This is a genomic window from Ktedonobacter sp. SOSP1-52 (genome assembly GCF_016587395.1).
The window spans coordinates 785,716-808,394 of record NZ_BNJH01000006.1; the positions used below are offsets into that span (position 1 = coordinate 785,716).

24 protein-coding genes and 1 pseudogene are annotated in these 22,679 nt (G+C 53.0%); 10 read left to right on the top strand and 15 right to left on the bottom strand.

What is annotated here, in order from left to right:
• Window positions 1-2 precede the first annotated feature (2 nt).
• Entirely contained in the window at window positions 3-326 is a 324-nt protein-coding gene (locus JMJ16_RS48665; protein WP_201393425.1) for an L-rhamnose mutarotase, read from the bottom strand.
• A gap of 449 nt (window positions 327-775) precedes the next feature.
• Between JMJ16_RS48665 and JMJ16_RS48670 the strand changes: the two genes are divergently transcribed.
• Complete coding sequence (locus tag JMJ16_RS48670) at window positions 776-1,840, top strand: LacI family DNA-binding transcriptional regulator (RefSeq protein ID WP_201393427.1); 1,065 nt, start codon at window positions 776-778, stop codon at window positions 1,838-1,840.
• 91 nt (window positions 1,841-1,931) lie between these two features.
• Here the strand turns inward: JMJ16_RS48670 and JMJ16_RS48675 are convergent, their stop codons facing one another.
• A complete protein-coding gene (locus tag JMJ16_RS48675; RefSeq protein ID WP_201393429.1) occupies window positions 1,932-2,096 on the bottom strand; it encodes an AraC family transcriptional regulator N-terminal domain-containing protein in 165 nt (54 codons plus the stop codon).
• A gap of 91 nt (window positions 2,097-2,187) precedes the next feature.
• Between JMJ16_RS48675 and JMJ16_RS48680 the strand changes: the two are divergent.
• Window positions 2,188-2,744: pseudogene (locus tag JMJ16_RS48680) on the top strand (IS6 family transposase).
• Window positions 2,745-3,291: 547 nt separating this feature from the next.
• Here the strand turns inward: JMJ16_RS48680 and JMJ16_RS48685 are convergent.
• The 3 genes from JMJ16_RS48685 to JMJ16_RS48695 are packed head-to-tail and all read right to left on the bottom strand — an operon-like array spanning window position 3,292 to window position 5,265.
• A complete protein-coding gene (locus JMJ16_RS48685; protein WP_201393431.1) occupies window positions 3,292-3,522 on the bottom strand; it encodes a hypothetical protein in 231 nt (76 codons plus the stop codon).
• 9 nt (window positions 3,523-3,531) lie between these two features.
• Window positions 3,532-4,242, bottom strand: coding sequence for an SDR family NAD(P)-dependent oxidoreductase (locus JMJ16_RS48690; RefSeq protein WP_201393659.1), 711 nt, complete (start codon window positions 4,240-4,242; stop codon window positions 3,532-3,534).
• A 48-nt stretch (window positions 4,243-4,290) separates the two neighbouring features.
• Window positions 4,291-5,265 (bottom strand): zinc-binding dehydrogenase, encoded by a 975-nt coding sequence (locus JMJ16_RS48695; RefSeq protein WP_201393433.1) that lies wholly within the window; start codon window positions 5,263-5,265, stop codon window positions 4,291-4,293.
• 86 nt (window positions 5,266-5,351) lie between these two features.
• Here JMJ16_RS48695 and JMJ16_RS48700 point away from each other — a divergent pair, with 86 nt between their 5' ends.
• Window positions 5,352-6,128, top strand: a complete 777-nt coding sequence (locus JMJ16_RS48700) for an SDR family oxidoreductase (protein ID WP_201393435.1) — start codon at window positions 5,352-5,354, stop codon at window positions 6,126-6,128.
• Window positions 6,129-6,170: 42 nt separating this feature from the next.
• Entirely contained in the window at window positions 6,171-6,410 is a 240-nt protein-coding gene (locus JMJ16_RS48705; RefSeq protein WP_201393437.1) for a cupin domain-containing protein, read from the top strand.
• 378 nt (window positions 6,411-6,788) lie between these two features.
• Here the strand turns inward: JMJ16_RS48705 and JMJ16_RS48710 are convergent, their stop codons facing one another.
• From JMJ16_RS48710 to JMJ16_RS48725, 4 genes are all read right to left on the bottom strand, one after another.
• A complete protein-coding gene (locus JMJ16_RS48710) occupies window positions 6,789-7,424 on the bottom strand; it encodes a LysE family translocator (protein ID WP_201393439.1) in 636 nt (211 codons plus the stop codon).
• A gap of 510 nt (window positions 7,425-7,934) precedes the next feature.
• The gene (locus JMJ16_RS48715) at window positions 7,935-8,366 is read right to left on the bottom strand and encodes a DUF6640 family protein (RefSeq protein ID WP_201393441.1); all 432 of its coding nucleotides are present in this window, start codon (window positions 8,364-8,366) and stop codon (window positions 7,935-7,937) included.
• 295 nt (window positions 8,367-8,661) lie between these two features.
• Window positions 8,662-9,123 (bottom strand): nitroreductase family deazaflavin-dependent oxidoreductase, encoded by a 462-nt coding sequence (locus tag JMJ16_RS48720; RefSeq protein ID WP_201393443.1) that lies wholly within the window; start codon window positions 9,121-9,123, stop codon window positions 8,662-8,664.
• 1 nt (window position 9,124) lies between these two features.
• The gene (locus JMJ16_RS48725) at window positions 9,125-9,535 is read right to left on the bottom strand and encodes a hypothetical protein (RefSeq protein ID WP_201393445.1); all 411 of its coding nucleotides are present in this window, start codon (window positions 9,533-9,535) and stop codon (window positions 9,125-9,127) included.
• Between the two features lie 201 nt (window positions 9,536-9,736).
• Here JMJ16_RS48725 and JMJ16_RS48730 point away from each other — a divergent pair, with 201 nt between their 5' ends.
• Window positions 9,737-9,892 (top strand): hypothetical protein, encoded by a 156-nt coding sequence (locus JMJ16_RS48730; protein ID WP_201393447.1) that lies wholly within the window; start codon window positions 9,737-9,739, stop codon window positions 9,890-9,892.
• A gap of 204 nt (window positions 9,893-10,096) precedes the next feature.
• On the opposite strand, the gene JMJ16_RS48735 is transcribed toward JMJ16_RS48730, so the two are convergent.
• From JMJ16_RS48735 to JMJ16_RS48745, 3 genes are all read right to left on the bottom strand, one after another.
• Window positions 10,097-10,327, bottom strand: coding sequence for a hypothetical protein (locus JMJ16_RS48735; protein ID WP_201393449.1), 231 nt, complete (start codon window positions 10,325-10,327; stop codon window positions 10,097-10,099).
• Between the two features lie 172 nt (window positions 10,328-10,499).
• The gene (locus JMJ16_RS48740; protein ID WP_201393451.1) at window positions 10,500-11,096 is read right to left on the bottom strand and encodes a hypothetical protein; all 597 of its coding nucleotides are present in this window, start codon (window positions 11,094-11,096) and stop codon (window positions 10,500-10,502) included.
• A 54-nt stretch (window positions 11,097-11,150) separates the two neighbouring features.
• Window positions 11,151-11,606, bottom strand: coding sequence for a PPOX class F420-dependent oxidoreductase (locus JMJ16_RS48745; protein WP_201393453.1), 456 nt, complete (start codon window positions 11,604-11,606; stop codon window positions 11,151-11,153).
• Window positions 11,607-12,350: 744 nt separating this feature from the next.
• Between JMJ16_RS48745 and JMJ16_RS48750 the strand changes: the two genes are divergently transcribed.
• Window positions 12,351-13,736, top strand: a complete 1,386-nt coding sequence (locus JMJ16_RS48750) for a cytochrome P450 (protein WP_201393455.1) — start codon at window positions 12,351-12,353, stop codon at window positions 13,734-13,736.
• A gap of 236 nt (window positions 13,737-13,972) precedes the next feature.
• On the opposite strand, the gene JMJ16_RS48755 is transcribed toward JMJ16_RS48750, so the two are convergent.
• Complete coding sequence (locus tag JMJ16_RS48755) at window positions 13,973-17,182, bottom strand: LuxR C-terminal-related transcriptional regulator (RefSeq protein ID WP_201393457.1); 3,210 nt, start codon at window positions 17,180-17,182, stop codon at window positions 13,973-13,975.
• Window positions 17,183-17,671: 489 nt separating this feature from the next.
• On the opposite strand from JMJ16_RS48755, the gene JMJ16_RS48760 reads away from it, so the two are divergent.
• Both JMJ16_RS48760 and JMJ16_RS48765 read left to right on the top strand, forming a co-directional pair.
• Window positions 17,672-17,869 carry a hypothetical protein gene (locus JMJ16_RS48760; RefSeq protein ID WP_201393459.1) on the top strand — a complete coding sequence of 66 codons (198 nt, stop codon included), beginning with the start codon at window positions 17,672-17,674 and terminating at the stop codon, window positions 17,867-17,869.
• Window positions 17,866-18,744: a haloalkane dehalogenase gene (locus JMJ16_RS48765; RefSeq protein ID WP_201393661.1), complete on the top strand. Its 879-nt coding sequence runs from the start codon at window positions 17,866-17,868 to the stop codon at window positions 18,742-18,744. Before JMJ16_RS48760 ends, JMJ16_RS48765 begins: the two co-directional genes overlap by 4 nt.
• 595 nt (window positions 18,745-19,339) lie before the next feature.
• Here JMJ16_RS48765 and JMJ16_RS55345 read toward each other — a convergent pair.
• Window positions 19,340-19,636 carry an integrase core domain-containing protein gene (locus JMJ16_RS55345; RefSeq protein WP_307813397.1) on the bottom strand — a complete coding sequence of 99 codons (297 nt, stop codon included), beginning with the start codon at window positions 19,634-19,636 and terminating at the stop codon, window positions 19,340-19,342.
• A gap of 165 nt (window positions 19,637-19,801) precedes the next feature.
• The gene (locus JMJ16_RS55350; protein WP_236602057.1) at window positions 19,802-20,242 is read right to left on the bottom strand and encodes a helix-turn-helix domain-containing protein; all 441 of its coding nucleotides are present in this window, start codon (window positions 20,240-20,242) and stop codon (window positions 19,802-19,804) included.
• A gap of 450 nt (window positions 20,243-20,692) precedes the next feature.
• Between JMJ16_RS55350 and JMJ16_RS48775 the strand changes: the two genes are divergently transcribed.
• Both JMJ16_RS48775 and JMJ16_RS48780 read left to right on the top strand, forming a co-directional pair.
• Window positions 20,693-21,265, top strand: a complete 573-nt coding sequence (locus JMJ16_RS48775) for a TetR/AcrR family transcriptional regulator (RefSeq protein WP_201393461.1) — start codon at window positions 20,693-20,695, stop codon at window positions 21,263-21,265.
• A gap of 322 nt (window positions 21,266-21,587) precedes the next feature.
• Window positions 21,588-22,571: an SDR family NAD(P)-dependent oxidoreductase gene (locus tag JMJ16_RS48780; protein ID WP_201393463.1), complete on the top strand. Its 984-nt coding sequence runs from the start codon at window positions 21,588-21,590 to the stop codon at window positions 22,569-22,571.
• Window positions 22,572-22,679 lie beyond the last annotated feature (108 nt).

Consider the following 22,679-nt stretch of genomic DNA (forward strand, 5'->3'; position numbering starts at 1 on the left):
CGCTAATCTGTGTGAAAAACATCCTTCATAATAGTCCACCAGGATCCCTCGGTATTCCCTTCCACAGGCTCTTGCATAGGATCGGTATGGGACCACCATTGCTGTGTCATGGGGTCTTGCGCCATCCGTTTCATGTCCACGGCGAAATCATCGCCAACATATTCGAAGTAAGCAAAAAGCCATGTTTTGTAGCGGAAAATGGTATAGTTGCGCATGTTACAGGCATGAATGGTCGCTAAGACCTCGGGCCAGACCGATGCATGCATGCGCTCGTACTCTTCTATACAATCAGGTTTAATGCGTATGACTTGCCCATAGTGGCGCATTGGTTATCTCTCCCTCTGGTGGCTAGCGATCCATACCAGTCAATGCGACTCCACGAATAAAGTACCTCTGCGCGAAGAAGAATGTTATGACAATCGGCAGGGCCTACTAGGATATCTACTATACCGTTATAAAACACCAATTCCCTATCGTGAGGGGATGTGTCACGTTGCTAAAGATGGCCAGATCAAGAAAGCGCTTTCTCACACTAGCGTAAATCACTTTTATGGATTTGTCAAGATTTCACTAGTTCTACCGTAAAAATATGATCAAACTTGCTTAAACACTAGAGATAAGCTATACTATGCCTGTTGGTGATGAGCGGCTGTCTTTCTAAGAAGGGCTTTATAAGAAAGCGTTTACTTTTACTCTTCTTGAAAAGGACGGAAAATACATTTGTGTTGGCCAGATAGTAGCGTATGGCATACCTGGGGAGGAGTCTCTAACATTTATGGCAGATTCGACGCAACATTCTCAATTCAAGAAGCCTGTCACCATCCGCGAAGTGGCGCAATTGGCACGTGTTTCTATGGCAACAGTTTCTCGTGTCCTTAATGGCTCCACTACGGTTGATCCTCAACTTGCAGAACGGGTACAATCTGCCATGCAGATGCTCAATTATGAACCCAATAGGGCGGCTCGTGCGCTGGCTGGTAGCCGTTCTGCGCTTCTTGGTTTGCTTGTTTCCGATATCCAGAATCCCTATTTTATAGATCTCATGCGTGGTGTGGAGGAGGTTTCACAGGAAAATGGCTATCTACTTGTTATTTGTAATACCACTGAAGATCCCCAGAAAGAGGCGCAATATATGAAGATCCTGGCAGCCGAGTCAGTAGCGGGTGCAATCATTGTGCCTTCAAGGGAGCGACTAGATGCACTTGCCATTCTTCAAGGACATAATATTCCTATTGTGACCGTCGATAGGCGTGTTCGCGATTCTTCAGTGGATGCTGTTCTCGTCAATAATGCTTTGGCGGCGAAAGAGGCTATAGCCCACCTGATTGGGAATGGCTATCGTCGCATCGGCATCATTACAGGCCCAGGTTCCGTTACAACTGCTAACGAGCGCCTGCTTGGGTATCGGCAAGCATTGCAGGAAGCTGGTATTGCTTACGATGACTCGCTGAAGTACCGGGGGCCATTTAGAGAAGAGACTGGTGAGCGTGGTATACAGCGCTTGTTGCAAGTGAATCCTCCAATAGATGCGGTGTTGACCGCAAACAATCGTATCACGGTGGGAGCGTTACGTGCGCTCCATGCCAGCCAGAAGCGTGTACCAGCAGATATTGCCGTTGTAGGTTTCGACGAGGTGCGCTGGGCTATTCCTGATCTCATCTCCATTACAACAGTGACTCAGCCTGCCTACGAACTGGGGAGAACAGCGGCTCTGCGTTTGTTGCAAAATTTGCGACAGCCCAATCTCTCAAGACAAGAAATTGTTTTGCAACATCAACTTCTGGTGCGTGCCTCCTCGCAAGCACACCCAGTGCGTGACATCCTGACTGACCCAACTTGAATAGGGGAGTAATTGACCTCAGCGTAGAAACCTAAATTTGAGTTGGAAGAAGGCTTGTAGACTGAACGTAAGAGCAAGCTGTAATCTCTGTCTAAAAAAGGCGTAAGTGAACGGTCCTCTGAAGATAATAGAAGGGATCATCGTGGTAATGAATCTGGCCCAGCAGGAACTCTTTGCTGCCCTGGGTAACCACACACACTGACGGCTCTACCACAATGCTCAAGCTATTCGCGTCTACCTGCGCCTCGGCTTTCAAAAGAATCACCTTCCCTGTAGAGGTCAGGAGTGGGAACGAGAGGGTATTGTCAACTTGGCAATGAAACTGAACCATATGTTAGAAGAGCTTTATGAAAACAAACGCTCTTGCTCCCGATTACAAAGGCTTTCGCTTTCCTCCGGAAATTATCAGCCATGCAGCCTGTGGCACATGGATGAAGTGTACCTGAAGCTCAACGGGAAAACGCATTCTCTCTGGTGGGCAGTGGATCAGGATGGCAGCGTGCTGGATATTGTGGTGCAGAGCCGACGGAACCAACATGCGGCGAAACGCTTCTTCCGCAAGCTCCTCAAAGAGCTCCAATACGTCCCACGTGTGATTATCACGGACAAGCTGGCCAGCTACGCCGCCGCAAAGAAGGAAATCCTATCGCAGGTTGATCATCGCCAACACAAGGGTTTAAACGATCAAGCGGAACGTTCGCATCAACCAACGCGGCAACGCGAGCGCACCATGCGGCGCTTCAAACCCCCTGGCCAAGCCCAAGGCTTTCTCTCCGCTTTTGGGCCGATCTTGGATCACTTTCGACCAAAAAGGCATCGTCTCACTGCCAGAGATTATCGCGCCCTCATGCAGGATCACTTCCAGGTGTGGAGCGAGGTGGCTGGCGAGGAAGTTGCCGCCTAACGCCACACGATCCTCTCCAATCTTCCGCTTCCTTCTTCCTCTTCTCCATTTCTCTCAAAAAGCTCTTCAGCTTCTTCTTCAAGTTGACAATACCTCTGAATGGCTCCTGTTTCAAAAGGCCAGCCATGTTGTGCGTGTGTGAGTGCTACCCAGCGCCGATGGTCACCTCATGGCAGTCTGATAAAGCTGCTATGTTGCAACATTCTTCTGCAACATAGCAGTTGCCCTTCAGCCAGGGAAACGGATTATGCAGGGATCGAGCTTTTCTTTTCGAGAGGCGCAGGAGCGTCTGGTTCCCCTCGATCCATGGCTCATCCATAAAACCGCTTCAGGTAGGCATACAGCGACCCAAGATCCGTGATTGTCTGTGTTTGATCCACCGCATCCGGTTTCTCCTCAGAGAGCGCGAGCAAGCTTTTGGTTATGGCGATCAAGGCGGACACCTCTTCTGTGTCCAGGTCCAGCTGGACCTGCGCCTGCTCGTGACGTCCGTTCTTAAATTTTAATTTCGGAGCAACTCATGGAGTGCGTTCTGTGGATGGAACGCTCATAAGAGTGCCTCATCTGATTGCAAATTTCCCAGGCTGGCACTTGCCTCCCAGAGTTGTGCTGCCTTGCTTTGATCATAGGACTCCTGAGAAGAAGCTCGTTCCTGCATGCGCTCGAAATACTTTCCTGTCACGTTTTGCAGGCCAGGATCGAGCACAAGCCGCGCGAGTGCAGACCCTGCGGCTTGTTGACTTGTCAGGCCTGGAAAGAGAGGAAGCAACAGTGGCAATATGATAGTTCAAGAGAAAAAATTGATGATAGAAGCATCGCGTGCTAGCCCGGTGTCTGGAGTAGTTCCAGGATTGTAAACATTGACTGTGATGGGATGCTCTGGAATGCTGTATCCCTGTGCCTGGAGCCGACGAGCGAATTCATAGGCATAGAGCACCACACACAGCTTGGACGTGGCGTAGCGGCGCATGCCCACCACGCGAGGCGACTCGTTCTGTCCATTGCCCTGGGAAGAACGCTCCGGCCAGGCCAATGCGCTCACGTCAGAGTAGCGGGGTGGAATCAGGCCCATTAATCGGGTCATGAGCGTTTTCGGTCTGTCAGGGTCGTGGCTCGTACTGCTCACAAACACGATGCGCGCTGGGGTGACCAAGGAACGCAGCAACAGGTTCGTGAGCAAAAAATGCCCGAGGCAATTGACGCCAAACGTCATTTCAAAGCCATCTGCGGTATACCTCGTCCCCGAAACTGCTTGCAGACCAGCATTACAGTTGATGGCATGCAAGGGTGGTAGTGATCTGGCGGCAAACGTGCTGGCAAACGCGCGTATCGATTCCAAAAAGGCCAGATCAAGTGGTATCCACTCAATCCGTTGGTTTCCTGTTTCGCGCTTTAACCTGTTGATCGTCTGCATGGCTGATGGCTCGTGGCGACCAGCAAGCGCAAGGTGCCAATCGGCGTGGGCTGAGGCGATCGTTCTAGCGCAAGAAGTACCCAGGCCAGAAGTCCCCCAGTGAGCACAACTGTGTGCCCTTGAGTACGTAGATCACTCTTCATTTGTTTCCACTTCCTGGCGGATATGCAGAGCTGCCTTGCCAACGATGTCACGCTTCAGGAGCCGCTCGACCACTTCGGCCACTTCCGTCCAGCACGCCTCTACTGTGATCTGTGGACGCAATCTCCCCTGAGAAACCATTTGGGTCAGGTATTTCAGGTCCCGGGCAGGGTCAGTTCTTTGTCGAATTTCAGCGAGGAGAAAGAGCCCATAGAAGGTGAATCCCCCTGTAAAGCCTGCGTGATACCTGATCTGCAACGTCACTTCAGGATTGGCCGACGCCCCAACGTTGACACAGAGACCTCCAGGGGCGAGGAGCGTTAACGCTGTTGCTAAAGATGGTCCACCAAGGACATCGATGATCAGTTGGTACGGGCTAGGGCTTCGAGCCAGCGAGAGGTCTTCTCCAATGATTACCTCGTCAACGCCTCGTTCCTTGAAATCTGCTGCGCGTTCTGCTCTGCGCACGCAGGCCGTAACAGTCGCTCCGGCCAAACGAGCCAGTTGGCAGGCAAAGTGACCGACCCCACCAGAGGCTCCAGTGACTAGGACCTTACGATTGAGGAGAAACCCTCCTTTCTCCAGGGCATAGAGCGCCGTCAAGGCGGCGACGGGCAAGGTCGCCGCCTGGGCAAAGGTAACTGTCTTAGGAATTTCGACTAACACTGCCGTTGGAACCGCAACCAGTTCCGCCCAGGCACCGGTATTGACAAGACCCAGGACCCTAGTGCCGACTGATGGCCCCGATCCATCGGCAGCCGCTCGCTCAACGACTCCGGCCAGATCCCAGCCAATGCGCGAACCGACTTTTTGGAAAGCCAGAGTTCGCACCTCGCCCGGATTGAGCGAAACGGAGTAGACACGGACCAGCGCCTCTGATGGGGCCGGAGAAGGTACCTTAACCTCGCGTATAGCCAGCCCAGAAGCTTCCTCATGATCGGTAATGATCGCCTGCATTGTACTCATATGAAATTATCTCCTCTTCATCTGTCGTTTGAAGGGTTGATACATAGAAGAGAGAAGTAGGCTCATCAGAGAGACACAACTTTATCGTGCTCCATCGACAGGCCAAAGGAGAGACAAAAGGTCAGCAGCATTGTCCTGATTTCCAGGGTCCCGGTTGGAGTGAAGGAGAGAAGAGCAGAGAGATGGCCGTCCTGGAAAGCCCATACGAGTTATTGGCCCATCAACATACGCCTCGGGTTTTGAGCCGTCAGACGCATCTCGATCTTCCGGAGGGGGCCGAGTCCGTCTATGGCGAGCTCACATCGGGAACCGGGCTACGCGAGGCAGTTGAAGGCGTAGATGCCATCATTCACTGTGCCAGTTCGCCTCAAGGAGCGCTGGCGACTGATATTGGTGGAACGCGTATGCTCGTTTATGCCGCCCGCGAGGCCGGATCGCCTCATTTCATCTATGTCTCCATCGTCGGTATTGATCGTGCACAATCTGGTTACTACCAGGCGAAGTATGAAGCTGAACGCATTGTGATGCAATCGCAGCTTCCCTGGTCTATCGTGCGTGCAACCCAGTTTCATAGCTTCGCTCTGCACCTCATCCAGTCGCTTGGCATTGAGAAGCTGAACGTGATCCCTGTTCCGCCCAATGTGCGTTTGCAGACCATCGCAACTGGCGAAGTTGCAGAGCGCCTGCTTGCTCTGGCCGAAGGAGGCGAGACGGGGCAGGTCGAGGATATGGGAGGCCCACAGGTTCTCACCCTCGAAGAGATGATCCAGACCTATCTCCACGTGCAAGGCAGGGAGGTACGCATGCGCGCTGTAGACCTGCCCAACTCCCTGTTTGCAACTTTTAGCTCCAGCGAGCGTTAGCATTCTGCCCCCGCTGTGGGTAAACAGACCTGGGAGGAGTTCATGCGTTACTGGTGTCATGAGAGGGATGGCTACCCTGTCCCGAAGACACAAAATCCAGTGCTGCTAGAGAAGACGGTGCAGGTCCACGATCCAGTACAGGTAAGTGTAATCGAGGTGGCGATGGAGCCCGGCGCATACACTACCCCACCTCATCGTCATCCAGGGCCTACCTTTGGTTATGTCGTAGAAGGCAGCGTCCTCTTTGAGATGCGTGGGCACACGCCCACGATCTATCGGTAGGGGGATACCTTCTATGAGCCGGATAGATGCATTCATCTGCTCGCCAACAATCCCAGCCCGTCTGGCAAGGCTGTACTTGTCGCGGTTCTACTCGGTGAGCCCGGTCAGCCTATCCTGACACCCGTACAGTTGCAGGCAGGTACCAATGACCCTGTAGACGGTTGTCACGGTTCCTGCTCCTGAATTTACACTGGCATCGTGCGTTACCACCTCCCCGAGGCAGGCGACGCACGAGCGCATCAAGATCTTTACGTGCTTTGATTGTGTCCGAGGATTCTCATGTTGAAGCTCTCGCGCTTCATGGCGGGGATCTGTAAGCAAGACCAGCATCTAGCTTCATCTCACGGTTCTGCGACAAAACGCTCGAGACAGAGCCAGCTATTTTTTCTCTGAGCCGGCAAATGCTGCTGTCAGACCGAGAGCAATGTAGATACTTCCCGTCACATACCGTTGGATACGTTGGAAGCGTGTACTCCTTTTGATCAACGTGGCTGTTGTTCCGGCTACCAGCCCATACAACGTCAGGCTACAGAAACCCAGGATCGTGTACAGGCTCCCGAACAGGAGAAATTGCAAGGCGATTGTCCCACGAGCCGGGTCAACAAATTGTGGCAAGAAAGCTAAAAAGAACAGAGCCGTCTTGGGATTGAGCAGTTCGACCATCATGCCCTGCAAAAACATACGAGGAAGGCTCTTTGGCTCAGCTCTCTCCGTCAGGTGAGGTTCATCTCGTCTCAAGAGGGTGCGAATGCCAAGATAGATCAGATAGGCAGCCCCAAGATATTTCACGACGCTAAACGCGAGGGCAGAGGTCAGCAGGAGCGCAGAGAGTCCAAAGGCTGCCGCTGTGGTCTGGATGAGATCCGCTGCCCCGACGCCCAGTGAAGAGATGACTCCGACTCGCCTTCCTTGATCCACGCTGCGCGTCATGACAAACAAGACAGCGGGACCAGGAATGAAGAGCAGTCCCAGGGCTGCTAGCAGGAAGAGTGAAAAGGTCGTCCAGGTAGGCATCCAAACCTCCTTAACCGCGTGAGCGGTACATGTTGTTTTCTCCTACTTTACCAGAAGAATGATCCCGTTGTCTAGTTGTTCGGGGAGGAAAGAAAGGTTTCTGCTGTATATCAGACGTTTCAGGCTTCGCCACTCATGGATATTTTGATAGGCTTTCAACCTCGCGAGATCATGCGCATGCAATGCTGAATGTGGTGGCTGTTGTTGACCTCACACATGCGTTCTTACAAAGTAATAATAAGGGACAGATGATCCATCGCCGACGACGCGTGCGAGGCGTTGCAAGATCTCTTGTACCGCGGCCCTCGCGACTTTGGACTCAACCAAGGAATCATTCCGACAGAGAGCGGCGCCACCAGCGTGTGCCGCGCCCTCAAACGCTTGGGAACCAGTTGGAAACGCGCGATGATGTGCTTTCGGCCCATCAATTGGCCTGCCGCGTCTGTGCATATTATGGGTGCGACGAAGAACCACATTTAACCCTTTCCGAAAAGGTTTCGTAATCCTGCACTAGAGAAGTTGGAGAATCTCACTCGCCAGCAAGATTGCCAGCAGAGCAAACATGAGGCGCATTTGCGGAGCCACCTTCATAGCAGAGGGCGATCCCTTTTCAAATTCCGGGTCGATCCATCGGGTTCCTGGAAGCAGGCTTGCTCCTAGCATGGAAAGCCAGTAGAGCGCTGCGACAAGAACTCCCATATGAAATTGAATCTGCGAAGCCTCCCCAGGATACCAGAGCAACCAGAGCGCGAGTAGCCCCAGAAAGATGCCCAGCCAGATCGTTTGGCCGTTATGAAACTTGGCATGTGGCGGCCAGTGGGGATTGGACATATGCTGCTTCGCTGTCGCAGGAATCACCAGATCAGCTAATGCCCCTCCTAGCACTGTTGCAATTGCCACCAGGCTCACCAGCGCTTTTGCTATCAACATCCAAAGATCCATCGTGTTTTCCTTCCTTGTGTAGAGATGATTGGTGTTTCTTTGACACCAATGCCATTAACATCTTGTCCTACTTTTCGCGCCGGTCATCTAGCTCTTCATTAGAGCGACAGGTCGTCCTTCTATCTTGACGTGATATGGGAAAACTTGCTTTCTGCATTCTCTTTTCGCGTAGCTACACGAACTAACGCAAACATAGAGATGATGTGCGCCTACTCAGTAGGCCCGTGATATTTGGCTCTCCTCAAGTTGACTGTATTTCTGGCATATGTGAGGGATCAGCATGCCCATGTCTACGCTATGCTAGGGGACGTAAGATGACCAGGGGAATGGGATAGGGCGTTCGTTGCTGGTACTTCGCATATCCAGGGAAACTGGCAACTGCGAGTGACCAGAGTCGCTGACGCTCGTCTGAAACCGCTTCCTGGACACGCACTTGGAATTGTTTGCTTCCAATTTCTATGCATGCCTCTTTGCTCTTGCGCATATTGAGCCACCAGTTCGGAAGTTTTCCCTGACCTCCATTTGAAGCAACAATGAAGATACTATTCCCATCCGTAAGGTATATCAAAGGTGTTGTATGTTGCTTTCCACTCTTGCGTCCAGTGGTGGTTAGGAGTAGGACTGGCATATTTTGTGCCCGCCCCGCAATCTTGCCACCGCTGAGACGATAGAGAGAAACATGCACGGCCGTGGCGAGGCGAGCGAGCCTGGCCATGATTGGAGAGTAAGGCTTTCCGGGAAATTTTTCAGAATTCATTCTATTTCCTTTCTGCTTGAGGTACTGGTAGCGTTTTTGGGATTCTGTAAACCAGTATCATAGCTCCGATTCCTACCAGCAAGTGGGCAGTCTGGATAAGCCAGTGCAGATTGCCTGGAAAAATTCGGGTTTGTGATATTCCAAAGACAGGCACCAGAAGCGCATAGATCATGCTCCCCAAGCCAAGCAACCTGCTTCCTTTGGTGAAAGCTGCCACACTTCCAAGGATGAACAGGCCGAGGACTCCAATGATGCCCAATCCCTCATGAACGCTTGTAAAATCTATTTGAGCAAGGAGAGCCAGAAGCTCGCTCCAAAGAAATATCTGGGTTATCCAGAATACCAATCCCAGCCCCATGGTAGCCATCAAAGCTATTCGTACGACCAATGAGATGAGACGTATCGCTTTCATGAAACACTCCTTTTGCCTTCTCGTTTTGGTGAGCTTTGGTAGAAGAACACAAGAGAAATCCTCTATGGATCTGAGGATATCAATGAATGCATTAATGTGCATTGTCCTATCCCTAGTCGTGTATCTTTTACCTTTGAGCGCTGTTCTCAGTATGGAACTCAACCAGGTGAGGAGACCTGTATCAAAGGATGTGTTATAGGGTTGATTATCACCAAGAGCATCAACGCTGGTGAGATGGCTATTGGTCAGGAGGCTGCCTTCTCGACAAAAGAAAAGGGGGCAGGCAGATATACTCTTCCTATCCTGCGAGCGCGAGGTACGTTCGAGCGTGATCAAGGCCTGGGTATTGTGCGCTGAACTCGTGGACGGAGCGAGTGCTGGCAACACCAAGATTTCCAGGAGACTGCCCACTTGGGCTTCCGCTTCGGCATCCACTCGCCGTTGCTCCAACTGACTCATGCGAGTGCTACCCAATCGCTCATCTGGGTGAAGTATATCATTTGGGTAGCAAAAATGTAGGAGAAAAGGGGAGTGCTAACTTGGTATTAAATAACACGTCTTTCATTCAAGCCTGCTTTTGTTTGCCTGAAGGTGCTCTGAATGACTTTTTACTAGGAAGACAGGATGATTCAGCGCTTCGCGCTCAAATGCGGTCAGTGAGGCGTCTGCTGTGACGTTGAAGTACGCCAGGACAAAAGATCGAGCTCCGATCAGGCTTTTTTTGAGAAACAGAAACGTGTTGATGATGTACCCCACCCGGAAGAAAAGCGTGGAGCGAAAGCGTTTTGCCATGGGTACTCCATTCTTTCTTGGTTTTCTGCTTACGTGTATGCTGCCCTGTCCAGGAAATGTGTGAGCGGAGAATGTCATGTTTCAGTGCTTGCCTCTGACAAGCACTGAAATAGCTTTATGACTACAGGTCATCTTGCCTTGTTTTCGGCAGCTCTCCGACCAACATATCAGATCACGTCCGCGCAAGTAGAAGCTGTGCCGGTACGGCTTCTGACATGGCAAGTACTGCCCCCAGCAGTATCCAGAAAAGACCGCAGAGATCGACGAAGGGAGCGAAGATCGGCAGTCCCTTTCCGAGAAAGAAAGGAATCTGGATAAGGACCAGCTGTGCGATGAAGTACAGTCCGACGAGGAGAGGTGTCCATGCTCGCCAGCCAGCCAGCTTCTTCCCCAACCGTGTCGCTATTCCCAGGGTGACCATGCCGAGCGCGATCAGGACGCCACCCGGTGGCGTCAATATTTGCCCTCCACCAGAGGTGGGGAGAAGCAGATAGAAGATCATTCCGCTAGTCTGGAGAAGAAGACCAAGGATGGTGATGCTTGCTCCGACCATTGCAAGCCATCTAGGCGAGGCGAAGCGGTAGGCGATGATCCCTATGGGTCCGCCAATGAGCGCGAGCATCGCGATGGCCCAGATCAAGCGAGCAACTGTGTGGACCGGACTCACGGGATCTGACCACCACAGGTCAAGTGGCGTATCTGCGAGCTGAAGGATGCCACCGATCAGGCAGAGCACTCCGAGCAGGCGAAGGCGCGGTGAAACCGACATGGGTTGTCCCTTTCTCTCTTCTCTGATGTGCGAACATGCGTTCGCTGATCCAACTTATGAGTGTATCGAGCGTGTGCTCTTAGGTTCTTCATTGCCCAGAGAAGCATCTCTCTCATCCAACACAATTTCATACACCGCTGTTTTCTCGCCAGGGTATTTGCGGTCGAAGACGATCCCGAAGAAGCGGCCCACGATGCCTATACGCAGCAGTTTTCGTGCTCGCTTGGCCTCATTAGCATACAGGCGACGTGCGGTGCCTTCAATCGCCGGGCCGAGCGCATCCCCTTTGCGGTTGCCGGGCGCGAGCGTGACGCGCGGATTGTGGGTGAGGCGCTTGGCCTTCCAGGTATCGGCTGGTGTCATAAAGTAGAGTTTGCCGTGCGAGGCGACCGTACCCACTGGGGTGCCGACGCCCGCGCCGTTGCGGCGAAAACTGGTCAGCAGGGCCATATGAGCTTTCCCAGGAGTGGTCAGGTACGTTCGCGTGGTATGAGGTGTTTTTTCGCTCATAATCGCTCTCTTTCTTGTGATGGTCAGCTCGGAGCTTGTTATTCGCTTGAAGGCAAACTTCGAGCTAAACGTGTGTCTATGTCAGGGGTGCAGCCAGGTCGCAATAGCAGCACCGATCCCTCCAGGAGCATCTTCTTGCAGAGAGTGGATGAGGAAGCGAGGATTGTTCAGTATCACATGCCCTCTGAGCAAAAAGGGGAGTGAAAGTCACATCAATGTATCTCATATTTTTTCTCGCGTTGTTCCCATAGATCTTCTCCCCCTCTAATGTGTGTGAACACTCACTAACATAGTATAGCCAGCGACGAGGAGCTTGTCAAGGAGGGGCTTAATCTCCTCTCACGATCGAAAGATCGCTTCGATTGGGCATATGATGCTTACTGTCTCTATTGCACAATATACGCTTTTTATAGTATGGTTTTCTAGACTATCGCACATTCTTTTGCGTACTTGTTTCTTTCATTCTTTTCTTGTATTTTCATTGCATCAGGAAATGGAGGGGATAATAGGCGAAGCCAGCTTGTGCTGGAGCAAGAACACAGCCTTCTCTGATCTTGAACCAGATAGATTGAGATCGTGGGGCCGATGCGATCTCGTGTGAGAAATAGATGGGGTATGTCATCAACTCGTCTTATCATCAATATGAACGCTGCTAAATGATTCTGCAATCTGGGAATCATCTGGTTAAGCATGTCGGGAACAGCCACCAGAAGTGGCATTTCATGTGAGAATGGAGAAGAACTTATGCCTCATGTTGCACCTGCGCTACTCCCGTTAAAATACCGCAGACGTCAGCCCCCTGGGCCACCGTGGCCTACCGCAGCCTGGAATACCGTCAGATTTGCGCGCCAGCCTCTGAACTTCGTGCAGGAGCTGCGCGAGCACTACGGAGATCTCGTGACGCTGCCAACGGTCCTGGGTCCCTGGACCCTGGTCTTTCATCCTGATGGCGTGCGCCATGTCGTGCAGGAGAATCACTTCAACTACCACAAAGGGGGCATTTCTAATCAGGTGCTCAAACTGACGCTGGGCAACGGCTTGCTCACCAACAATGGAGATTCCTGGCTCACGCAGCGCCGCCTGATCCAACCAGCATTTCATCGAAGCCGAATCGCGAGCTTCGGCCAACTGATGGCCGAGAGTGTGGCTTCCTGGATCGAGGAAGTCAACATCGACTCGCGAGAACCCATCGATCTGTTCCAGCAGATGAGTGGCCTGACCTTGATCATTGTGTGTAAAGCACTTTTTGGCACCGACATACACCTCCACAAGCAGCGCGTGTTTCAGGCGTTGGGCACCGCCATTCGCCTGGAGGCGCAATCCTTTTATGTGCCGGGGCTGCTCTCGCTGCCCACCCCCCAGCGCCGTCACCTGTATCAGGCGAGAGATACCCTCTATGCCGTCGTTGACGAGTTGATTGCTGAGCGTCGGAACAAAGCGACAGAGAGCAAGAATGACCTGTTGACTATGCTCCTGGAGGCGCGGGATGAAGAAACGGGTCTTGGCATGAGCAATCAGCAGGTGCGTGATGAGGTCATCACGCTCATGATAGCAGGTCATGAAACCACATCCGGCGCGCTCTGCTGGACCTTGATGCTGCTGGCACAACACCCAGATATTGAAGCCAGACTCATTGAGGAATATACCTACATTCTCGGCGGGAGAACTCCACAGATAGAGGATCTGCCGCAGCTCACATTCACACGGATGGTACTTGAGGAGTCTATGCGCCTCTATCCACCAGCATGGACCTTTGCCCGTTCTGCCCTCGCCGAGGATAAAATTGGCGGCTATACCATCTCCAAAGGGGCGTATGTCCTGATGTTTCCGTCTGCAACCCACCGGCATCCTGATTTCTGGGAGCGGCCTGATGTCTTCGATCCCGAGCGCTTCGCGCCAGTGCAGGCTGCCGGGCGTCACCGCTTTGCCTACATCCCCTTTGGAGGAGGCCCGCGCGTGTGTATTGGCAATCAATTTGCCCTCACCGAAGCGCAACTCATTCTGGCGACCATCCTGTCCCGGTATCAGTTCCGTCTCCCGCCCGGAGCCTCTGTGGCCTCAGAGCCGCTGATCACCCTGCGACCACGTGGCAAGCTGTTGATGACGATTTATCCACGTGAAGAGCCGTGAGCGCACATCGTTGAAGGAAGGGGCCTAGAAGGGTAGGGGCATCCAGAGGCGGAATTTTGATGAATTGCTGGCTTCTTTATGCCACAGCTCCAACATGCGTAACGAGTTTGCTGTTCCGCAAGATGAGTAATGCGCTCCAAGCAATCGCTAGGCCTTCAGCGGCATATCCTGTAACCTCGATCCACATTAAAAAGACTTGTGTGCCGCGATAGTTTGTGTGGAGTGGAGAGGTGCAGTTAAAGTACGTGCCATGCGTGGGCTTGGGCGATTGCCTGAGTGCGGCTCTGGACGCCCAGTTTGCCGTAGATACTATTGATGTGTCGCTTCACCGTGCCGACAGCGATGATGAGCTCCTGTGCGATTTCGGCATTGGATAAACCCCTCACCAGGAGTCGGAAGACCGTGAGTTCGCGCTCGGTCAGTGGTTCGACGAGCTGGAAGGTGTGCGAGGGAGAGGCCTGCGCCTGTTCACCGCATGCCAAGAGGATGGTCTCGACAGTGCCAGGAGCGATACCGCGTACGTATGCTTGATGCAGCAATGCTACCATAAGTTCCCCCTCATCGACGAACAGGCGGATGTATCCTTCCTGCCCTACGAGCGCGAGAGCACGTTCGAGCATGGCCAATGCCTGAGTTTTGTGCGCTGATCTTGTGAACAGAGCGAGCGCTTGCAACACGAGGATTTGCAGGAGACTGCCCACTCGGGCTTTCGCTTCGGCGTCCGCTCGCAGTCGCTCTAGCAGGCGTAACGCCTCAGCCAGAAACGGCCCTGCCGGGTCAAGACGCCCTTGAGCGATACGTACCCGGGCAAAGGTCAGGTATTCCTGCTCACGCGAATAGCGAAGATCGTCTGAGTCCGGGAGACCACTAGCTTCTGCCCAGCGCACAGCCTCTGTGAGATTGCCCTGCATTAGAGCGAGTCGCGCGCGAACTGCTGCGGCAGAATTCAGTTGCGCAGAGGCAAATTGCCGGGCCTCAGCAAGCCTCACTAACTCCTCTACGCATGCAAGGGCGTGAGTTGGCTTGTTGCGTGCCTGGTGCAGGAGAGCCAGAGTAGCGTAGCCCTGGGTGATGGCGGAGGCCTCAAGCGTCTGTAGCTTGTTCAATGCCTCTTTTCCCCGCTCCAGGAGGCGTTCAGCCATGTCGAGGTCATTCCACTCATAGTAGAGTTCTCCCAGACCAAAGCTGGAGCCGGGAGAGATGAGCGCTTCCTCGTATTCTCCCTGGACCTGATCCAACTGCTCATAGACCGTTGCTGCTTGTCGTAAGCGTCCCAGGAGCCGAAGCTGGCGAGCATGTAGCAAAATGCGTGTCAGGTTCCAAAGCACCTCTATTGCAGATTGATCGTTTCCAGTGGAAAGCGCAGAGACGAGATGGGCTATGTGCTGCTCCTCTACCTGTCTGACTTGCCCACTGAGCAGTACACGATGAGCAGCAATCAGGCGTGTGGATGCTTGCACTTCCACAGGACAATGATCGAGGTGATCCAACGCCTGTTCAGCCAGCGCGACGCTGCTCTCCAGATCTCCCTGGATGAAGAGGATGTATGCTTGCAGAGCGGCGACCTGATGCAGGAACGTCTGTGCCGCATGCTCCTCTGGGATGGAGGAGGCGGCCTGTTCAGCCACCTGCAGGCGTATGAGGGCTTCCGGCAGTTGGCCCGTGAGCATCAGCAAGAGTCCCTGGGACAAACACAGGCTTGGGTGCCGCCGTATGAGTTCATCTGGAAAGGTATGCAGCCAGTTCATCACCGTGCGTGCCTGATCATGGAGGGCTAGGGAATGTCTGTGCTCCTCAATGAGGCGAATAGTACGATCGAGATCGAGTGCAAGAATCGCATGATGGACTGCTTCGAGGATCACATCATGCTCCTCATACCATCTGCTAGCACGGCGATGCAGTTCAGGAAGAAGGTGTGGCTCGCTCTGCTGGAGACGGCTGCGCAGCAGGTTGGCGAACAGATGATGGTAACGGTACCATCCTCGCACATCGTCAAGAGCGACCACAAACAGATTGGCTCGATCAAGGGTTTCCAGTATTGTCTGGCTTTCCTCGTATCCGGTGACCGCGTCACAGAGCGAGGCAGTGAGACGCTCCAGAATGGAGGTTTGGAGCAGAAACGTTTGTACCTCGTCGGATTGCTGGGAAAGCACCTCCTCAGAGAGGTAATCTAGCACAAAGCGATGATTGCCAGTAAAGGTGGGGAGAAAGCTGGAGATATCGGCTCTGCCCTGCAGCGAGAGCGCAGTCAGTTGTAAGCCAGCAATCCAGCCCTCCGTACGAGTTTGTAAGATTGTCACCTCTTCTTGCGAGAGATGCAATCCCATCACTTCCGTGAGAAATATGCCAGCCTCATCAACTCCGAACCGTAACTCGGCAGCGCGTATCTCGGCCAGTTGCCCACGCGCCCGCAAGCGTGCCAGCGGTAGCGGGGGATCACTCCGAGTCACGAGAAAGAGGTGTAGTTGATGCGAGAGATGCTCGACGAGATGGGCCAGCATGTGGTGAATGGGCTGAGTGGTGATGACATGATAGTCATCGAGCACGAGTACAACGTCCTCTCTTTGCCACGTGATGAGATCATGGGTGAACCAGGCGAGCACGGTTTCTGGTTCCACAGGCTGCGGAAGGCTGAGTAGCGCGCGCGTGCGCCCTCCAAAGTGAGGATCAAGCGTTTGCAAGGCGGCCAGGAGGTAGGTGAAGAATCGAATAGGTTCATTGTCCTCTGGCTCAAGCGAGAGCCAGGCAACAGGAGCGTGGGTAGAAGCTTGCCATTGAGCCAGCAGGGTTGTTTTCCCGAAACCAGCAGGTGCAGAAATAAGGGTGAGTGGACTGGAGGCTCCCCGCTGGAGGTGTTCGACAAGATGAGCACGGGGCACAAGCTGCGTGCGAGGGCGGGGCATGTGTAGCTTGGTTGCGAGCAGGAGGTCAAGGGCTTTATGATGAGTGTTGTGCAAGGCAAGTGGTGCAGTGCCAGCGTGGCTGGCTGAATGTCTCGTGGAGGTGCGTTCAGGGGAAGGGAGGGCTTCGGGAGAGGTACCCTCAGCTTTCGATGTTGGGGCCTGGCATCTGCCCTGCGATGGATCGATGGCGGACCCTTCTGGTTTGGAAGAGGAAACAGACTGAGTGTTGAGTTGAAGAGCGGCCTCCTCGAGAGAAGCAGGAGTGAGAACAGTGGTCTGACCCAGATAGCGTTTGAGCATTTTGTCTCCATGACGACGATAGGCATACCAATATGCTCCTGTACCTCCTCTAATTTCCTGACGTACGGTGAGTTGCCCATGCTGGCCGATAAAGGTGAAAGATGGGATGCTTCTCAGCCAGGAGAACCACTCTGAGCTGCCCGGAGCGAAAGGGAGCATGTGTTCATGGTTGTGAGCTTCAGAAAGCGTGTAGAATCGATGTTCGGGAACCCAGGTGAGACGGTAGAGTGCAGCCTTTGGCATTACAGATGGACCTCCTGCTCGATGGTGCTACCCAATTGCACATTTGGATGAAGTATATCGTTTGGGTAGCAAAAACGCAAGAAATGGGGTGAGATAGGCAGGCAGGCGGCACAGGCAGGCGAGTACCAGTAAGGGCATGGGCTAGTGAAGAGAGAAAAGCTCAAAGTTTACCCAGTAGCATGGGCTTGGAAGAGTCGGCCATAGTTTCGCTCAAGACATCAAATTGTGGTTTTTAATATGTTCTGGTACTCTTGACAAGAACCTCATTACTCACTTATTATGTTAGTGAGCATTCACACACATTGAAAGGAGAAGCGTATGAGTGTGCCAACAACGTATTTTGGAGGCCGCTAAAAAGTTGTTTTTCTTGCCATGGACTTCAATCTATTCCAAAAAAACGGAGCGGCAGTTTGCTGAGGAACTGATACATGGGCTACGGGCCAGCCCCCAGCCGCTCTGAGACGGGAATGAAAGGGGGTCTTATACAATATGGACACACATTCAGCTGGTCAACATGACGAACATATGACATATACGGCTGATGCGAGTCCTTTTGCGCTCGACGAATACTGGAAACAAGGAGAGGAAATGATGCGAATGAACCGCAATACCATCTCAACGATGATGAAGCCTACTATTGCAGGCTTGGAAGCGGCTTCTTTAGAAAAGAAGGAGACGCTTTCATAATGAGTGCAGGTTTTCCATATGAGAAACAGCACCAAACGGTGCTAGGACACCAGATGGCCTATATTGACGTTGGTGAAGGCGATCCTATTGTCTTCTTGCATGGCAATCCCGCCTCTTCCTATGTCTGGCGCAATATCATTCCGCACCTGCAAGGGCTGGGGCGCTGCATTGCTCCAGACCTGATTGGAATGGGCGATTCCGACAAGTTGCATAACAGCGGTCCTGGCTCTTATGGGTTCTTTGAGCACCGTAGCTATCTGGATAGGTTGCTTGAGATGCTTGGGGTGAGCGAGCGCGTTACGTTTGTTGTACACGATTGGGGATCGGCCCTTGGCTTTGACTGGGCGAATCGGCATCGCCAGGCGGTGAAGGGCCTAGCGTATATGGAACCAATCGCGAGACCCTGGAGTTGGGCAACCTGGCCGGAGGCCACGCGTGATCTCTGGAGGGCCTTGCGTACCAATGCGGGCGAGCGTCTGGTGCTTGAAGACAATGTGTTCATCGAACGCCTGATGCCGCGCGTGGTGTTACGGACACTGAGCGAGGAAGAACTGGCGGCATATCGCCGCCCCTTCATTGAAGCGGGTGAAGGGCGCCGTCCCATGCTGAGTTGGCCTCGTCAGGCACCCATTGATGATGAGCGTGCGGACATGATCGAGTTGGTCACGGCGTATGGGGGGTGGCTCGCTCAGAGTGATGTTCCCAAGTTGTATATCAACAACGATCCGGGAACGGCGACGCAGGCGATGCGGGAGTTCTGCCGCACGTGGCGGTCGCAGGCAGAAGTGACCGTCAAAGGTAGCCACTATCTGCAAGAAGATTCTCCTGGAGCGATAGGTGCTGCCATTGCGACCTGGCTGCAAACCCTGGCATAGACGTACGTTCTGCTCGGAGTTCTCTCAATATGTGTCGAGAGTTCCGAGCAGGCGATCACTGGAGATCAATAAAGCTATCTCGACATCGACCGTCTTGCTGTAAATTTTGGAATTCCGTATCTCTGGGCCAGGCTTTCGGCGGCGGACCGAGGATATTTGAGCAAGATAGGAGAAGTTTTTTTCTTTCTCTGCCAGTAGAATAAATGTACCTGCAAATTGCAAAAAGATCTACTCTCCCCATGAGCCATCACGATGCAGGAGGGAAAGGAAAGAAACGCCCATGAACACACGTGATCAGCACTATTTCACCAAAGGCCTCGACACCTGTGTTGGCTACTTGGAATATCTGTTCATAAGATCGGAAAATTGGTGCAGGATACGCTCTCGTCTTCCACATTGCTTTCACAAAGAGGCGCACCGCCAAGCAAGGGGAGGCCTTTGCTTTATGAGCAGAGAAGCACCGATCTCGGTAATGAAGCGGAGAAATAACCTGTTCTTTTGTCCGGTGAGGGAAAACGGGCAAGGAACGTTCAGATACTCCATCTGATATTTTACGGGTTGCACCTGCTTCTTGGGGGTATATGCTTGCCATTGTTTAAGCTGCTCTGCGGTAGTTGTGGTGTAAGCCACTCAACACAGGAATGGCGCTCACCTGGTTCGGTGGGTTCGGCAGAGGAGTAGATGGAATCGATGGATCAGGAATTCGCTGCCCCAGCCCTTGATGCGGTCGAGCCTGGTTGAAGTACACGACATACGCTTTGAGAAGGCGGTACAGCTGCTTTTCCTGGAAGATCAGGAAGTGATCCAGGCATTCTCGTCTCACACTTTCCAGAAAGCGTTCACAGATGGCATTCGCTTGTGGGGTTCGGTACGGCGTTCGAAGGACTTTGATGCGGCTTGTGGTTGCTACTCATGCGAATTCCGGCCCGAATTTGCGATCATTCTCCCGGATCAGATATTTTGGCGCGTGTCCATAGGGAGTCGCTTCTCGCAACTGTTGCGCTACCCAGGGATCGCTGGGAGAGCGCGTCACATTGACATGAATGACCTTTCGCGATTACAACTCGATGATGAAGAACGCAAAAAGCGGGCGGAAGAAGAGGTCGGGGACCTGAAGGAAATCGCAAGCCCATACTTCTGCCGCATGGTTGCGCAGGAACGTTTTCCAGGTCTGTCCACTCAGCCTTTTGCGGCGGATAGGTCTCATATAGTTCTGAATCGTGCGTTTACTCACCCGAATATCGAGCTTGAGAAGCTCACTGTGAATACGTTCCGCTCCCCAGAGCCGATTGTTTGCGGCCATCTCCTTGATCAAGCTGATCGTCTCGGACGAGAGCTTCGGCTTTCTCTCATGCCCCTTCGATGTGCGCTTCCAGAACAGACGGAAAAGCTCGCGGTGCCAGCGGAGGAGCGTCTCTGGCTGGACAAGGAAAAGCGCCTGTTCCAGGTTCGGACCATCCTGGCAAGGAGCACGAAAAGAAGCCGATCCGTCTTCCAATAGGTTGGTCGCTTGACCTGTTGATGCAGAATGATCAGTTGTTGTCGCAAGAGCGCATTTTCAGCCAAAAGTTCGGCTTTGCTGCGCGTCAGATCGGCGAACGTGCCGAGTACAAAGGAAGTTGTCGACGGTTTAATCCAATGCAAAACATGTTCTTGAAGCGTATGAAAGCAAAAAGAGACACGTTGCGTGATCGAGGAAAAGAGACGCAGCACAAATAGAAACCTCTTCTTTGTGAGAACGGCGTATGGTCGGAGGGCATACGTAGAATGGCCCCCGTTGATTGTACACGCATCCCACGTGCTTTGACAAGAAAGCTCACTCCATCATACATCACAGTCCGATTTATCGAACAGATGTCCCAAGTAGCCGGCACAAGAGAGAGCGTCGGCCTTGACACGCCTGCTACAATGAGTATGTACTCAGTCATTATTCGATTGGTGAGAGTGTATGGCAAGACCCAAAAGTCCAGAGAAACGCGACGCTCTCCTTGCGGCAGCAGTTCAGGTGATCGCCGAGCAAGGTTTGAGTGTCCCTACCTCCAAAATCGCCAAAGTAGCCGGAGTCTCAGAAGGATCACTCTTCACCTACTTTGAGACCAAGGAGACACTGCTCAATGAATTGTATTTGGAATTGAAGGCCGAAGTGCGAACAAACATGCTCGACACCTATCCCGCCCATGCAAGCTTAGAGGTCCGTGCTCGTTACATTTGGGACATGTATGTGAGATTCGGCATTGCCCATCCTGATAAATACAAAGTCATAACTCAATTGAGCGTTTCGGATTCCATCTGGGAACAGACCAAATGCCTGAGTATGGAAGGATACGAAGCTCTTCATGCAATGGTTCAAGAGATGTTTGCCTATGGTGCTCTCAAGGATCAGCCCTATGCATTTGGCACAGCCTTGCTCCTCTCTCTCATGAATATGACGATTGAGTTCATTGCACTCCATCCTTCAGAGGCCGACCGTTTTTGGAATGCTGGCTTTACCGCTTTCTGGAATGCAGTGACAGGGCCCTAAAAATTTTCCTGTTAAATGAGTATGTAAGCGCTCATTTAGGAAACAAATGATTGCCAGACGTTGTCTGACTATCGGTTCTGAGTTTGAGAAAGGAAGGTAGAGTATGGCACTCATTGTCACACGGTTTGGTCTACTGATCTGACTCCAACTATCATGATCATGCCATTCGCCTGTTCGGGTAAGATGCCCCTGACTTTTTGGTTCTCTTCGTTACGTGTAGATGAGATCGTGCCAGGGCAAATAGGACGTATGTGTCATCAATCACGGCTCTCCACACTTCCGGTACAATCACAAACACTCATGCTTCTTTCAAGAGGTTTTCATGACAGCACACAATTCACTCATCACAACCCGATTCAACGCCACAAGCACCGCTGAGGACGTCGTGGCTGGTCTCGACCTCTCCAGTGTCCGTGCCATCGTCACCGGAGCCTCGTCTGGCATCGGCCTTGAGACCGCTCGCGCACTCGCCGGTGCTGGCGCGGAAGTCACCCTCGCAGTCCGCAATACCGACGCTGGCACGAAGGCCGCTGAGGACATTGCGAAGTCAACCAGGAATGAGCGTGTGCGCGTCACCGCTCTGGACCTCGCCAATCAAGCCTCAGTAGCCAACTTTGTCCAGAACTGGAACGGCCCGCTGCATCTGCTGATCAACAATGCAGGGGTCATTCCGAGCACTCTGTCCCGAACCGCGGAAGGCTGGGAACTGCAGTTCGCCACCAATTACCTTGGCCACTTCACCCTGAGCCTCGGATTGCATGACGCCCTCGCCGTTGGCGCCCGCGAACGGGGCGAAGCACGCATCGTCTCAGTCAGCTCCACGGCACATATGAGATCACCAGTCGTGTTCGACGACATCCACTTTGAACGACGCGAGTACGACCCGCAGGCGGCCTACGCGCAGTCCAAGACCGCCGACTCGTTATTCGCGGTCGAAGCCACGCGCCGCTGGGCGGCTGACGGCATCGTCGCCAACGCTGTCAACCCCGGCGGCGTCGCCACCGGGCTGCAAAGAGACTTCACACAGAAACAAAAAGATTACTTGGCCGACGCCGAGGCCGCCGGGGTCTTCGCCTACAAGACTGTCGAGCAAGGCGCCGCAACTACCCTCGTCGCGGCAGTTGCCCCCGAATTCGCCCACACCGGCGGGCACTATCTTACCGACGGCCAGGAGGCCCACACGGTGCCCAACGACGCCGACTTGTTCAAAAATGGCGACGGCGTCAAGCAGTGGGCGATTGACCCGGACACCGCACAGAAACTGTGGGCGGTCTCGCTCGAACTCATCGGCCAACCCGCCGCGTAAGGCGAATCGAATCCGATTTGCTTCTCGTCACCGTTTGCAACAGCCCGAAAAGGACGCCATTTTATGCTTACAAAATGAGCCGTTGCATTTTCCGAAAAGCATCAAAGA